Annotated in this window: 14 protein-coding genes; 5 read left to right on the top strand and 9 right to left on the bottom strand. The window is 41.2% G+C overall.

What is annotated here, in order from left to right:
- Positions 1-26: 26 nt before the first annotated feature.
- From ACSQ2E_RS10760 to ACSQ2E_RS10750, 3 genes are all read right to left on the bottom strand, one after another.
- Positions 27-1,958: an endonuclease MutS2 gene (locus ACSQ2E_RS10760; protein WP_435990525.1), complete on the bottom strand. Its 1,932-nt coding sequence runs from the start codon at positions 1,956-1,958 to the stop codon at positions 27-29.
- A gap of 432 nt (positions 1,959-2,390) precedes the next feature.
- Positions 2,391-2,819, bottom strand: a complete 429-nt coding sequence (locus ACSQ2E_RS10755; RefSeq protein ID WP_435990524.1) for a DUF4395 domain-containing protein — start codon at positions 2,817-2,819, stop codon at positions 2,391-2,393.
- A 126-nt stretch (positions 2,820-2,945) separates the two neighbouring features.
- Complete coding sequence (locus tag ACSQ2E_RS10750; RefSeq protein WP_435990523.1) at positions 2,946-3,224, bottom strand: YkvA family protein; 279 nt, start codon at positions 3,222-3,224, stop codon at positions 2,946-2,948.
- Positions 3,225-3,560: 336 nt separating this feature from the next.
- Here ACSQ2E_RS10750 and ACSQ2E_RS10745 point away from each other — a divergent pair, with 336 nt between their 5' ends.
- Entirely contained in the window at positions 3,561-5,162 is a 1,602-nt protein-coding gene (locus tag ACSQ2E_RS10745) for an ABC-F family ATP-binding cassette domain-containing protein (protein WP_435990522.1), read from the top strand.
- Positions 5,163-5,230: 68 nt separating this feature from the next.
- Here the strand turns inward: ACSQ2E_RS10745 and recQ are convergent, their stop codons facing one another.
- The 5 genes from recQ to ACSQ2E_RS10720 form a co-directional block, all read right to left on the bottom strand.
- Entirely contained in the window at positions 5,231-7,360 is a 2,130-nt protein-coding gene (gene recQ / locus ACSQ2E_RS10740; RefSeq protein ID WP_435990521.1) for a DNA helicase RecQ, read from the bottom strand.
- Positions 7,361-7,491: 131 nt separating this feature from the next.
- Positions 7,492-9,093, bottom strand: coding sequence for an amidohydrolase (locus tag ACSQ2E_RS10735; RefSeq protein ID WP_435990520.1), 1,602 nt, complete (start codon positions 9,091-9,093; stop codon positions 7,492-7,494).
- A 111-nt stretch (positions 9,094-9,204) separates the two neighbouring features.
- On the bottom strand, positions 9,205-9,339 hold the full coding sequence (locus ACSQ2E_RS10730) for a hypothetical protein (protein ID WP_435990519.1): 135 nt from the start codon (positions 9,337-9,339) through the stop codon (positions 9,205-9,207).
- A 143-nt stretch (positions 9,340-9,482) separates the two neighbouring features.
- Entirely contained in the window at positions 9,483-9,698 is a 216-nt protein-coding gene (locus tag ACSQ2E_RS10725; RefSeq protein ID WP_435990518.1) for a cold-inducible protein YdjO-related protein, read from the bottom strand.
- 217 nt (positions 9,699-9,915) lie between these two features.
- Positions 9,916-10,047: a YuzL family protein gene (locus ACSQ2E_RS10720; RefSeq protein WP_435990517.1), complete on the bottom strand. Its 132-nt coding sequence runs from the start codon at positions 10,045-10,047 to the stop codon at positions 9,916-9,918.
- Between the two features lie 146 nt (positions 10,048-10,193).
- Between ACSQ2E_RS10720 and ACSQ2E_RS10715 the strand changes: the two genes are divergently transcribed.
- The 3 genes from ACSQ2E_RS10715 to ACSQ2E_RS10705 are packed head-to-tail and all read left to right on the top strand — an operon-like array spanning position 10,194 to position 13,969.
- Positions 10,194-11,708 (top strand): spore germination protein, encoded by a 1,515-nt coding sequence (locus ACSQ2E_RS10715; protein ID WP_435990516.1) that lies wholly within the window; start codon positions 10,194-10,196, stop codon positions 11,706-11,708.
- Positions 11,709-11,720: 12 nt separating this feature from the next.
- On the top strand, positions 11,721-12,833 hold the full coding sequence (locus tag ACSQ2E_RS10710) for a GerAB/ArcD/ProY family transporter (protein ID WP_435990515.1): 1,113 nt from the start codon (positions 11,721-11,723) through the stop codon (positions 12,831-12,833).
- Positions 12,830-13,969 carry a Ger(x)C family spore germination protein gene (locus ACSQ2E_RS10705; protein ID WP_435990514.1) on the top strand — a complete coding sequence of 380 codons (1,140 nt, stop codon included), beginning with the start codon at positions 12,830-12,832 and terminating at the stop codon, positions 13,967-13,969. The genes ACSQ2E_RS10710 and ACSQ2E_RS10705 overlap by 4 nt, the downstream gene beginning before the upstream one ends.
- A gap of 33 nt (positions 13,970-14,002) precedes the next feature.
- Here ACSQ2E_RS10705 and ACSQ2E_RS10700 read toward each other — a convergent pair whose 3' ends face one another.
- Complete coding sequence (locus tag ACSQ2E_RS10700) at positions 14,003-14,350, bottom strand: DUF1033 family protein (protein ID WP_435990513.1); 348 nt, start codon at positions 14,348-14,350, stop codon at positions 14,003-14,005.
- 161 nt (positions 14,351-14,511) lie between these two features.
- Here ACSQ2E_RS10700 and ACSQ2E_RS10695 point away from each other — a divergent pair, with 161 nt between their 5' ends.
- A complete protein-coding gene (locus ACSQ2E_RS10695) occupies positions 14,512-14,967 on the top strand; it encodes a cupredoxin domain-containing protein (protein ID WP_435990512.1) in 456 nt (151 codons plus the stop codon).
- Positions 14,968-15,109: the final 142 nt, after the last annotated feature.

Here is a 15,109-nt window from a genome sequence, read left to right as displayed (position 1 = left end):
GTTTAGTCTTGAGTACGTTTTTTCGATCACTCCTCATGTTCGATTGTCAAGCCTTCTACAAAACGTTTCCCCATGAGTTTATCCTTTTTACGATTTTCTTTGCTATTGAAGATAATATCGAAATCGTAATCGTCTGGATACAACTCCAGGGCAGATACATACAGACGGAGCCGTTTATGACTTACAGATCGCTTTTCCCCTTTGATCTGTACGGTGTAATTCCCTACACCATCAGGGCCTTCATATACAATTCCAAATTCTCCTTCTGGGGAAATCTTGACATTATCTCCTTTGGTAAAGGAGATAATGTTTCTTTTTTCTTTCTGGATTTTTACGTGATTCCTTTTTTTATGTTTGTTTACGATGATCTGCTTCTCCATTTCCTTTTTCACACCGTAGTCGATTTCTCCCAGACTATAGATTTTCTTCGTCTTATAGGTGATTTCATGTGCTTTTTCAATGATCTCCGGGTGCATCCCAAGCTTCAATGCTATAGAAAATGCCTGACTGTCCCCACCTTGACCAACAATCAGTTTATATGTTGGCTGCAAAGTGTCGATATTAAATTCCATACTGCCATTCATAAAGCCTTCATGCTCTTCTGCAAAATGTTTGATTTCACTATAATGAGTAGTGGCAATCAGTGTGGCGTCCTTTTCATATAATTGATTCAGGATAGCCGTGGCAAGACCCATTCCCTCCATAGGATCTGTACCGGAGCCAAGTTCATCCAACAGAACAAGTGACCGGTCGTTTGTATCCTTTAATATGTTGATAATATTTTTTATATGTGAACTGAATGTGCTCAAGTTTTGTTGAAGACTCTGCCCATCCCCGATGTCCAGAAGTATTTGCTGATAAATACTGATCTCACTGCCTTCGGCTGCAGGAATATGCAAACCACATTGGGTCATGAGGGTAAGGAGCCCAACCGTCTTTATGGTTACGGTTTTCCCACCGGTGTTGGGGCCAGTGATGACCAATGCATGAAATCCCTCCCCCATCTTGATGGATAGAGGGACTGCCTGTTTCCCCAATAGGGGATGAACCGCATTGATCAAGTGAATCCTCTGTTCTTCATTTACAACAGCCTTCAACCCACCATATGAGCGGCTATATTTTGCTTTGGCAAACAACACATCATAATGGACCATCGTTTCAACCGCAAGCATTAATTGTGGCTCGTATGTTTGCACCAACCCAGTTAATGTCCATAGAATATTTTCAATTTCATGATCTTCTTCGAGTTTTAAAGTGAGGAGCTGGTCCTGTTGTTTGCTTAATTCCTCCGGCTCGATATACAGGGTTGAACCCGATGCTGAGGAATCCAGAACGGCACCTTTCATCTTCCCCTTGAATTCTTTCTTGATTGGAATGACATATCGACCGTTTCGTTGACTCACGATCGCATCTTGAAGGTAGGATTTGTATTTAGACGATTTAACAATCGATTGTATTTTATCCTTTAACCGTTCTTCCTGAATTCCCGATTGCTTTCGGATCCTCAACAATTCTTTACTCGCATAATCGTCGACTCTGCCGTTCCTGATACATCTGTTGATTTCCTCCCCGAGATCGGGGATATCTTCAATTGAATAGACATAGGATGAAACTCTGGGTGCGAGCCATTGTTTATCCTCCATGTATTTTTTCAGCTTTTTACATGCATCGAGAAAATAATATAAACTTGTGAGTTGATCCGGCCTCAGGGGCACCCCTTTATTCAGATTCGCCATGATGCTTTCCACCCCATCTAAAGCATGAATCGGTACACTGGCACTTTTCTTTAAAATGTGGACAGCTTCCGTTACCTCATCCAGGCGCATTTCAATTTGACGGATATTTGTGGATGGCCGTAAGTTCAATAATTCCTTTTTACCTTCTTCCGTCAGGGCAAACCTCATAAGTTCTTCTTTCACTAAGTTAAATTCAAGTGTTTGAAACGTTTTTTCATTCATTCCATTTCCCTCCGAATATACAAAAATAGACCACAACGAACAATGTCCATCGTGGTCTTCCTTCACTCGTATACAATCCTCCCCATCATAATAGCTCACGTGTAAACGCAAACAGTAAAAGTCTTCCACACAACTATGTGAAAAGAAGTCCTCATTTGCGGAAATGTGCACAAAAAAAGAGCTGTGCACAAAGACACAGCTCTCCTGATTAAGGGTTTGAGTATGCTATGACCATTGTTCTTAACTACATTTTAAAGGCACAGCTAAATAAGCTGATCCAGTAGCCTGAATTAAAAAGACCACTGCCTGCAAAATGTCCGTATTCATTTCACGGTTAGTTAAGAACGACACCTAACATATAACATACTCCCTTTGTATACACTATTTAAATTCAAGATTAGTTTACGACGTATTCCATCTATTGTCAATAGGTTACTGTAATGAACGTTTATATTGGAACTTTTTCCATTGAAAGCGAATGAAACATCCTATGCAGAAGCCTGCAAGAGCGACGGATGCAGCCACGAAAACCAATCCTGAGAAGAGATAAACCCCCGTATCCCATCCTGCCAGGCTACTTATTATGGCGCCTCCTAGACAGCTGACAGCAATGATATTGTTGAACCGTTGCTGCTCAGCATCTTCAGGTGGATATGCAGAAGGTTCTTTCTTTAAGAATAACTTCCCTGCCTTCATGACGGGATTATATTTAAAAAGTAAAGCTGACATTCCGACAAAGAACGGAAGCAGTAAGAGAGATTCTATTTGGATCAACCATGAAATAGCAACAGTTGATACAATGAACCATTGATTCAATTGAACTAATGGTCTTGGTATTGAATTGGCTGGAGCTGTACTCATATTAATTCATACCTTTCTGATTGGAATTAGTGTAATTACAGTGTATGGGATAGAGATGAAAAAATCAAAAGAAAAAACCGAATCCGGATGCCCATTTTTTGGTCGGTTTCGGTTTTTTCTTTTCTGTCACTTCTTTAACTCATATTTTTTTTGTAACTCCTCAGGAGCCATCTTTACCATCAGTTGAAGAATGAAGGTAAACACCGCCAGATCATCGACGATCCCCAGTAATAGAAACACATCCGGGATCACGTCCACCGGCAACCAGATATAAAAAGCAACCAACCCCACGGATAAACCCTTCTTCACCGGTGAAACATCACTGGAACGAAAAAAATCAACCAAAAACGGAACCGATCTCCGAACATTAAAAAGAAACCGCACCCGCTTCATAAACCTTATCATTACGTCATCACCTGTTTGTTTTTTGTTATCATAGCACACAAACCAACAGAAAGTATAAATTACTACAGAGCATTGATTTTTGGCTCATTCGAGGGAAACGAACGTTTCCCTCGCCTTTCAGCAGGAGCTGAAAGGTTCCCAGGGGAAATGAGCCAAAAATCCCCCCATATAAAATAATAACCTATTCCCACATGAGCCCCTTTTCTTTTTCTAAAATCCTCTCCATCCTTATGTAAAACCCCCGTAAATTTATCACTGTTCCTGCTAACACTCTATCTTTTTAGCATACTTGCGTGTTATAATCTTTTAGATTGAGTATTAGGAGGTATTTCACATATGATTCAAGTATCAGATGTAAGCTTACGTTTTGGTGATAGAAAGTTATTCGAAGACGTGAATATAAAGTTTAATCCAGGGAATTGCTACGGACTTATCGGAGCAAACGGTGCTGGTAAATCAACATTTTTAAAGATTCTTTCAGGAGAAATCGAAGCGCAGACCGGCCACGTCTCAATGGGGTCAGGCGAGCGACTTGCTGTCTTAAAGCAGGATCACTTCGAATATGAAGAATATGAAGTGCTGAAAGTTGTCATAATAGGGCATACCCGTTTATATGAAGTCATGCAGGAAAAAGACGCCATCTACATGAAAGAAGATTTTTCTGATGAAGACGGCATGAGAGCGGCAGAATTAGAAGGTGAATTCGCCGAGCTTAACGGTTGGGAAGCTGAATCAGAAGCGGCTATCCTACTAAAAGGATTAGGAATCAACGAAGACCTTCACACGAAACAAATGTCCGAACTGACCGGTGGAGAAAAAGTAAAAGTATTATTAGCACAAGCACTATTCGGCAAGCCGGATGTCCTTTTACTCGATGAGCCTACCAACCACTTGGACATCCAAGCGATTCAGTGGTTAGAAGACTTCTTGATCAATTTTGAGAACACAGTCATCGTTGTATCACATGACCGTCACTTCTTAAATAAAGTATGTACACATATTGCCGACCTGGACTTTGGAAAAATCCAAGTGTATGTCGGGAACTATGATTTCTGGTATGAGTCCAGTCAATTAGCACTGAAAATGGCTCAGGATCAGAATAAGAAGAAGGAAGAAAAGATCAAAGAGCTTCAGGCATTCGTTGCCCGGTTCAGTGCAAATGCATCTAAATCGAAACAAGCCACTTCACGTAAAAAATCGTTGGAGAAAATTTCATTGGATGACATCAAGCCAAGCTCACGTCGTTATCCATACGTACAATTCAAGCCGGAGCGTGAAATCGGAAACGATGTTCTGCGTGTTGAAGGTCTTACAAAAACGGTTGATGGAGTGAAGGTCTTAAACAATGTTTCCTTTATCCTGAATAAAGAAGACAAAATCGCTCTTGTCGGAGCAAATGAAATTGCCAAGACCACTCTTTTCAAAATCCTTGCAGGGGAAATGGAACCTGATAGTGGAACATTCAAGTGGGGAGTTACGACATCCCAAGCTTACTTCCCGAATGAAAACTCCAAGTATTTTGAAGGAAACGAACCTTCCCTTGTGGACTGGTTACGCCAGTACTCACCGGAAGATGAGAGTGAAACATTCCTTCGCGGATTCCTGGGTCGCATGCTTTTCTCAGGGGAAGAAGTATTGAAGAAGCCGAGTGTTCTTTCCGGAGGGGAAAAAGTTCGTTGTATGTTATCCAAGATGATGCTTAGCGGGTCAAACGTTCTTCTACTTGATGAACCTACCAACCACTTGGATTTGGAATCCATCACGGCATTGAATAACGGATTGATCAATTTCAAAGGGGCAATGATTTTCGCATCCCATGACCATCAGTTCATTCACACAATTGCGAACCGGATCATCGAAATCACCGAAGATGGTGTCATCGATAAAGAAACAACCTACGATGAATTCCTGGAAATGAAGGCTGCCATGAAGGCGTAACAAGATATAAATTAAAAAAGCAGATGCCGATAAATCGGCATCTGCTTTTTTGTGATATGTGACAAGAGCTATGAACTTTGTCCGCTCTTCACTAAATACCCTTTGATTTGAAAATAGCTGATTTCTTTCGGTAGCTCTTCTTTTATTGGTTTCAACAAGTCTGTCCCTGCCTGTGAAACGGCTTCTTCTATCAGGCTTTCCTCTTCTTCTGTAAATAGGATGCTCCAATCATCAAGTATGCCTTCCTGATAAGTACGGATAATATGATTTTCAATCGTAGCCGTACTCATACCCCGCTCTTTCGCAATTTCTTTAATTCCTTTGTGATCCTTAAATAAGGCATAACTGATCAAATAGGATGCCGTATCAGATTTGTTTACCTTACGGGCAGGTGCAGGTTTGACTGTCTCCACTTGATGTGTTGGATTCTCTTCTAAGAAAGCTGATATTTTCCCAATGAACATTTCTCCATAGCGCTCCTTCTTACTTTCCCCCACTCCACTAACCTGAAGAAATTCTTCTGAGGTTTTCGGCATCTTCACACACATATCCTGTAATGCCTTATCCGAGAAAATAACAAAAGGCGGGACCCCTTCTGAATCTGCAATTGATTTCCGGAGGGCTCTAAGGGTCTGAAATAAACCATCTTCTTTCGGGATAATGGCAGAAACCGTAGGCTGTACCTTTCTGGATACGGTTCTTTCTCCCATTAATACCTCTTTTCCCTTGGATGACACTTTCAGAACAGGAAAGCTGCCACCTTCAACCTGGATGATCCCTTCAGAAATCAAATAATCGATGAACAGTCCGACTTCTTTCTGAGATTGATCCTTCATTAATCCATAGGTAGATAGCCGGTCAAATCCCCATTCAATGATTTTCTTATTCTTTGATCCCGTCAGCACACCACTGATTAGGGAGGTTCCAAACCTCTCATTCATCCTCATCATACAAGATAATACCATTTGTGCTTCCTTTGTAACATCCTCGGATTCTCGCTCATCCAGGCAATTGCTGCAATGGCCGCAGGCTTCTTCTACGAGTTCCCCGAAATATGCCAGAATGTAGTTCTGTAAACATGATTCGGTATGAACAAAATCAACCATGTCACGTAATTTCTGCATCTCATTCTGATGCAATTCAGGATTGATGATATTTTGATCAATGATATACCTCTGCGTTTGGATATCCTGAGGAGAAAACAATAAGACACATTCGCTATCTACTCCATCACGACCTGCCCTGCCGGCCTCTTGATAGTATCCCTCCATATTCTTCGGGATTTGATAATGAATCACGAATCGGACATTCGACTTATTAATTCCCATGCCAAACGCATTGGTCGCTATCATGATTGTAATGGAATCATTCAGGAAAGCCTCCTGCTGGTCCTGCCTTAATGTATCAGAAAGCCCGCCATGATATTTACCGACGGATACTCCTTTTTTCTCAAAAAACGTATAAAGGTTTTCAACTTCTTTCCGTGTCGCACAATAGATAATACCTGAATGCTGATTATTCTTTTTTACATATTTTTCTACCCAACGTTTACGATCTTCTCCTTTTACCACCTGAAAAAATAAGTTCGTCCTCTGGAATCCAGTTAATACTTTGTATTTTTCCGGAATATGCAAGTGATGAAGAATATCGTATTGCACCTGGGGAGTGGCAGTTGCTGTAAGAGCAAGAATCGACGGGTTTGAACGTAGTTGGTTCACTGCGTTGTAGATCCCTAAATAGCTTGGTCTAAAATCATGGCCCCATTGGGATAAACAATGGGCTTCGTCAACAGCTACAAGGGGAATGGGCAATGTATTGAGGAAACGAATGAATCCATAAGATTCCAATCGCTCGGGAGCAATATAAACTAGCTTGTATTCCCCTGATGATATCTCTTCCATTCTATTCTCTACTTCACTGGTTGAAAGGGTACTATTAATATAGGTAGCGGGAATCCCTTGATGAATCAATGAATCCACCTGGTCTTTCATCAGGGAGATAAGGGGCGAGATCACCAGGGTCACGCCATCGAGCATCAGTGCGGGAATCTGGTAACAAAGTGATTTCCCACCGCCAGTGGGCATAATGCCGACTGTGTTTTTTCCGTCTAATATGTATTGAATGATCCTTGCTTGACCATCCCTGAATTCATCATAACCAAAGTATTGCTTTAATACTCTTTTTGCTTCTGAGATCACAATCTTCCCTCCAAATGATATTCTTGTCCCTATATTGTATTAAAGAAAAGCGGAGGTGCCAATAGGAAGTCCAAAGTTCACACAAAAAACCCCCTCTTTCTCTCCGATTTGAGGGGGGCCATTCCATATAATTATAACGAATAAACCTTCTTACCATTATGCCACGTTTCTATAACCTTGATGTTATTTAATTCATCACTAGAAACCTCCATGGGATGCCGATCCAGCAGGATGAAATCTGCACGTTCTCCTTCTGATAGTGTTCCTGAATTATGTGGTTCATCTAATTCGATGATCGTAGGCATGGACGTATATCCCCGATAGGCTTCATTCACTGTCAGCTTTTCCTGTGGTTGCCAGCCGCCTGCTGGATTTCCGGAAAGATCTGTCCTGTTCACCGCTGCAAACATGCCCTCGAAGGGATCAATGGAACCAATAGGCAAGTCGGAGCTTAATGTATAAGGGATTCCACGGTTTACGATACTTTTAAATGCATCGCAGTAGGGAGCAAGCTCTTCTCCTACCCATTTTACTTTTTGGTTCCATTCCCCCATCAAGAAAGAAGGCTGAGTTTCAATGGTGGGTTTGATTTTTTCCAAGCGATACAGTAAGTCCTCCCCCAAGGTTTGAGCATGGATGATCCTGTGATGATACGTATCGGTTCGCGCTTCTTTCTGTTCGAGTGCAGTTATCGCCTGTTCAACTGCTTGATCACCGATGGCGTGCATGGCCACCTGCATGCCATTATTACCTGCCAGCCTTACCAGCTCATTCAACTCTTCCTGGGAATAGATCAAGATGCCATTTGTCTCAGGCCGGTCCTTATAAGGTATCCTCATGGCAGAGGTATGAAGGCGTTGAGTCCCATCAAGGAAAATCTTCACAGCCCCCACCTTAACATGCTCTGTACCTTCACCTGTGCGATGAGGATGTTGCTCAAGAAAATCCTGCAGATGTTCCTTTTTAAAGATGTAATGATGTAAATATACTCTTAAAGGTAATTCCCCTTCTTCTTCCAACTCGGTATAGGCCGTCCACAATCGTGCATATGAACCAATGAAATTCAGGTCGTCCGTGTGAATGGTTGTAATCCCATGCTTGAGCATATGAGGGATTCCATGTTTGATTGCATCCTTGGCATCCTCACTGCTTCTGCTCCGGAAATGATGTTTGATGAAATGAACGGCACTATCCTTGAAACGACCTGTCCATTCCCCACTGTCATCTTTTTCTTTAAAAGCATCTGGGATTTCGTTAAATTCCTCTTCGTCCTTTAATAATTCCATGACCTTATGATTCACAATGCACTCATGGCCGTCCTGATGAAGAAAAAACATATACGTATGTAAATGCAGTTCATCCAGATCCTTACCGGTCAAAAGATCATTTCGATCCTTAAACTCACTATCATCCAGGCCTCTTCCTACAATCCAATCCCCATTCTCCATCTCAGGATAATATTCAAGAACTTCCTTTTTCATTTCATCCCAGCTCGTCACATGTCTAAGGTCCAGTTCCCTCTTCATTAAACCATATCGTAAAAAGTGCATATGTGAATCATGAAAAGCCGGGGACAGCACTCTCTCCATCCCATCGACTTCTTCCTTCGTGTCGTTTTGCCTTTCCCCTTCTGTGATCTCCCTTATTCTCCCCTCCTCGATCGTTACACTATATTTCTTAGTGGGGTTTGTATATTCATGGCCGTCATATAATCGAACATTCGATATCTTCATTAGACACTTCCTCCTTATTGTTAGGTATATTCTTGTTTATACCTCAACCCGATTAGGTTAAACGTAAAAAAGCTGTACATGCATATTCGCATGTACAGCCTCTTCAATGAATCAGAACCATCTAAATGTTTTTTCTTCCTTATTTTCGTCAACTGGTTTGGTCAGCTTCCAAAAACCGTCCCACACAGTTTCTTTACGCTCATTTTCAATGGAAGTACTTTTCTCTTCTTTCTCTTTCTTGGACATGATGCTCCCTCCTTTAATACATAAATACATTACATACTATTCAAATGTAAAAAAAGAGTTTAATCATTTTTTGCAATTCAAAAAAAGAGTTACGATTAGGACTGAAAAAAGAACCAATCAGGGGATTGGTTCTCTACGTTCAATCAGGATGATTTCATTGTTGGATGGGGATTATCCACCACTTGGAGTACTTTAGTGGAAGTCACCATATCTTCTTTACAAAGCGGACACTTAGGTGTATCTTCACTTTTGAAATTGTCTCTCATCCAGCCCTTACAACCTTCAGCGGAACAAGCCCAAATCTTTGTTTCCTCTGTTTTTATTTCTTCCTCAACTTGATTTCTACGACCAAAAGCCATTGAACGTCCTCCTTTAAGATAAGTAGGATTTCCTTGCTAAGCTTTCTAACAGGAAAATATTGATTGTGGTAATTTATGCTGCAAATAGTATGTGGTCAATAATTGTACGTTAAATAATCGGATAAAATGCATCGATTATTTCCATTATACCATACTTGACTCCATTTTAATATACCCTCACTTAAGTATGGGCTTATGTAAAGATGGAAAGAATGAATCATTTTTTCTTTTTGCTCCTTGAGGATGACGCCTTCACCCCGCCTGGCATTTCTTGACTTGTCGTGCCCTGCCCTTCTACTTGAGCAGAACCCAAAGTGGCTTTAGAAGCATCCTTCTTCCTGTTACTCATCGAAATCACCTCCAGTTCTACCGTTCCCATGAATATCTTATTTTATGTATATCGTTTTATAAATCCAAATAGGCCCTTTCAATGAGTAAGAAACGGTTACATGGGAAATCTAATCATTAAATTAAGGTTTTAGGGTGTTGAAGTGTGTGTTCAAACGAAGAGAAGTTAAGAAGAGTATAGATCAAGGTTCTCCCCACAGCTTTGATATTGAGGACTTCCATAAGGAATTGCTTGGTTTGGTGAGCGATAGTGAAGATTTAGTATTCAGAGTCATCACAAAAGGGGATCAAAAAATCGCAGTGGCTTATTTTGACGATCTGATTAACATTACTTCCATGCAGGATAGTATTGTCAGACCCCTCGAAGAATCCAATGAAGAGCTGAACTATCGCCTGATTAAAGACACGATTAATATTGCAAAGCTTACAACAACCAATTCCATTACTGATGTAGTCGATAATCTTGTGAACGGGACCGCTTATATCTTTGTAGAGGGGGATACCCACGGGGTATTAGCGGATGTGGCGGATAAAGGCACCCGGGCACTTGAAAAGGCGGAAACCGAATCATTGGTGTTCGGGCCGAAAATCTCATTCACTGAATCCATAACTAAGAACCTCAATTTGATTCGCTCAAACATCAACGATCCTAAATTATGCGTTGAGACCTTTATGGTGGGGTCAAGAACGAAGAAAAAAGTTCAAATGGTTTATATTAAGGACATTGCCGAGGAAGAAAACGTCAATACGTTCAGACAACGGGTTACAGATATTGAAATTGACAGCATTGTGGATTCAACTGTACTTGCTCAATTGATTGAAGATAATTCTTTTACCTTCTTCCCGCAATTCATCACGACGGAGCTGCCTGACCGGTGCACCATCTCCCTTCTTCACGGCAAGATCGCCTTACTTGTGGATCGCAGTCCCACGGCGATCATCGGGCCTTCCACGTTCATAAATTTCTTTGAATCTACCGAAGATATTTATATGAGATGGAATATGGGTACATTTCTACGGATGATCCGCTTTGTAGCGATCTTTTTTTCAATTCTTTTGACTCCGGCATATGTAGCGGTCCTAACGTATCATTACGAAGTCATTCCTTCTGCTCTATTAGTGTCATTGGGACAGTCACGGTCAAATGTGCCCTTCCCCCCGGTCTTCGAAGCACTTTTGTTGGAATTTATCATTGAATTGTTAAGAGAAGCCGGAGCCAGATTACCAACCAAGGTAGGACAGACGATGGGGATCGTGGGTGGTATTGTCATCGGCCAGGCATCAGTTCAGGCGGGATTCACCAGTAATATCCTGATCATCATCATTGCGATTTCCGCTCTGGGATCCTTTACAGCTCCAAGCTACGCCATTGGGACCGCCGTTCGGATCATACGATTCCCAATCATCATCATGGCAGGATTATATGGCGGGGTCGGAATCATGTTTTGCTTTTGCTTTATATTGATTCATTTACTGAAGATCACCACATTGGGAAGACCCTATTTGTCTCCCATCTATCCTTTCAGATTTTCTGATTTGAAGTACAGTATATTCCGGATGCCATATCAGTATTTAGTCAAACGTCCCGTTTCCAACCATCCCATTGACAAGGGACGCATCCCGATTAAAAAAGCAAAAATGAAAAAAGACGTCGATGAGTAGAGGGTGAAGTGTATGGAAATTAATGTGAATCCTAAAGAACGGCTGATGTTTAATGCATTTTTGCTTATGTTTATTTTACATACCGCCCAAACCGGGGTCGGTATTGCCGGATTACCAAGGATCATCTATATGGAAGCGAATAGGGATGCTTGGATCTCGGTGATTATTGCCGGCATTCTTGTTTCATTTGTGTTATTTCTCATGATTAAAACCCTAGAAAACTATGATAGTGCAGATTTATATGGGATCCATATGGACATATTCGGAAAATGGATCAGTAAAGGAATGAATGTACTTTATATCCTGTTTTACCTGAGCGTGACGTATGTCATCCTGATGAATTACATCGAAATGGTACAAGCTTGGATCTTCCCGAGAATGCCGACTTGGCTATTGATGGGACTGCTCATATTCTTACTCGTTTATGGCGTTCTTGGAGGGATCAGAGTGGTAGTGGGAATTGCGTTTTTAGGTTTGATCCTGGCATTTTGGCTATTATTCATGATATATACCCCGGTTAAATTCATGGACTTCAATCACCTTCTGCCAGTCTTGACTTCCTCTCCCAAGGAAATCATGATGGGTGTCTATAAGACGAGCTTTACCATCATTGGCTTTGATTTAGTATTATTTGTCTATCCTTATATAAAGGAAAAGAAAAAAGTGTTAAAGTATGCCCTCATCGGCACCGGGTATTCAACCTTTTTATTCACGGTGGTGACCGTTGTTAGCATTGGTTTTTTCTCAGAGGACGCTTTGTTAAAGACAATCTGGCCAGTTCTATCCATGTTCAAAATCTTGAGGATTCCAAACCTGGAGCGCTTTGAATTTATTGCCGTATCCTTCTGGATGTTAGTCATCCTTCCGAACATATGCTTGTACTTTTGGGTAGCGACCAGGGGAATGAAGAGAGTATTTCATTTTTCTCAGAAAAAAGCCATCTATCTCTTTGCAGCCCTCTTATGGATATTATCACTATTCGTTCATGAAAGGGTAACGATGAATACCATCACGGATAAAGTGGGTACTGCAAGTTTTTTTCTGTCTTTTATGTATCCCGTCCTCCTCTTTATCCTGGTCAAATTAAAACATATCGGGAACAAGAAAATAGGTGTAGATAAATGAATAAAGTCATGTTACTTATTTTGGTCTGTCTCCCTTCTTTTTTCTTGAGCAGCTGTGTGGAGACGAAATATTTAGAAAAGCTCGGTCTGATCACAGCCGTCGGGTATGACCAGGCTGAAGATGACAAAATCACGGGGACGCTCGTGCTCTACCAGTTCAACCCTGGCATGGAGGATGTTGAAAAGGTCCTCTCCACCACGTCTAAAACCAGTAAAGGAATCAGGCTATCACAAAATCTAGAGTCTGATCACAAACTTGTGTCCGGCCAGTTGAGGATCGTCGTATACGGCCGGGAGCTTGCAGCCAGAGGGATTTCTCACCTCGTGGATACACTTGAAAGAGATTCCGCAATCGGTAATATGGTGTATTTAACGATCGCCGATAAGACGGCTGAAGAAGTATTGAGGTTTCAGACGGATGAAAGACCTTCAAATAGGGGGACCTACCTTTACAATTTAGTCAGGCAGAACGTAGAAACAGAGATGATTGTTTCCCCAACCCTCCAGGAATTCATCACTGATTACGGAAGCGTTGGTAAAGACCCCATCCTTCCATTATTGAAGGCGGCAAATGGAAAAGTCGGGGTAGATGGCTTCGCATTATTCACAAGAGATAAGTTCATTAAAGAAATTAATAAAGACAGGATCTTCTTCATCCGTTCTTTGATGGAAGACTACAACGCAGGCAGTGTAGAGGTTGAATTACCTCTAGATAAGTTCAAGCCTTACTTATCGCGCCTACCTGCAGCTCCCGATAGCAACAAAGTGTATATGATGATCGACAGCATTAAATCTTCCCATACGATTCAGACAGAAAAAAAAGAGCGGGCTTCATTCAAGGTCGAATTGAACCTTGAGTCCCGAATACTTGAAATGACCGAAGAATTGAAGCTGTCTAAACCAAAGGCCATGCAATTGGTTGAAGAGGAAGTTGAGAAATATATTGAAAAAAACATTAAGGATACCCTCCTCATGCTTCAGGAAGAAGGAACAGATCCGATTGGGTTTGGAATGGAGTACAGGAGCGTCAGGGGACACGAGGATTTGACAAGGAAGCAGTGGGACAAACTGTATAAAGAGGCTACCTTTGATGTGAAAGTGAATAACAAAATCATCCGTACGGGTGTTATCGATTAATAACGGGAACAGGTCTATCCATATTGGATAGACCTATTGTTCCATTCTATTGGAGATTTCCGTGATGATCGAGTCATCCTTGATCTCCATAGGCTGATCGTTCTCAAAGATGACCAATCCGTAATAGACCTGCAGATCATCATCACAGGCTTCACAAAAATACACTTCTTTCGGATCCCAAAATGCTATGGAGTGAAATTTCTTCGTTTTTGCCTTTGGATAACGTTCACTGAATCGTTTCATTTCCGTTAGAAATGTATCCATAGCTTCATCTCTGCTATCAAACGTCCAATCACTTCTGATATCCTTTTCCCAGCCTTCAAAAAACCACCATGGCTCTGCATCACTTTTGGTCGTTATAACTCTCCATGTAGTATCCAATGCTTCACCCTCCTTGCTACCATGTCCAAATTGTACATAAAATGGACCAGAAAGAAAAATATTTAACTTATCCCTCCTATAAAATTATTGACAAGTTCCCTACAGTACAAGCATAGGTTTAATAGAAAAGTACTCTGCTGTCTGATGAGGAGGGAAATCATATGAAGTTCATTGTATTAAAGAAAGGTTCCATCATTGCCATTTTAGTGACAATCCTGGTGATTACAGTCGGTACGATTTGGTCGTTATCTTCAAAAAACTCATACCCGACAGTTTCACTATCGGAGAAAACGGGAGAAAAACAAGTCATTCAGCTTGTGACAGGCGAGTTCAAATCGAAAACAGCCGACGGCAAGGAAATCGAAGCATATCGGTGGGACCCTGGAACAATTGTCGTGGAAAAAGGCAGAGAGGTCGAACTGCGCATTTACGGAGTAAACGGCATGGAACACCCTTTTTACATCGAGGGCACGGATGTTAAAGGTACTGTAAAAAAAGGGAAAGAGACCGTGGTAGATGTAACCTTTTCAAAGGAAGGAACATACAGGCTTATTTGTAAAATGCATGAAACCATCGAGAATAATGGTCCGATGATTGCTTATATCGTTGTCGATTAGCGCAATATTATAGAAATGAGAGGTCTCTAAAGTGGTTTGCCACATAGAGACCTTTTTAACATGCTCTCAAAATAATCTTTTTCACTGAAACTACTTGTTCACAATATCGTATAAAGAATTACCATGGATTCTAACCGCATTT

The sequence above is a fragment of the Rossellomorea sp. LjRoot5 genome, assembly GCF_964253455.1.
In the GTDB taxonomy this organism is placed as follows: Bacteria; Bacillota; Bacilli; order Bacillales; family Bacillaceae_B; genus Rossellomorea.
Note: the sequence above shows the minus strand (reverse complement) of the source record. Positions and strands in the feature narration are given on the sequence as shown.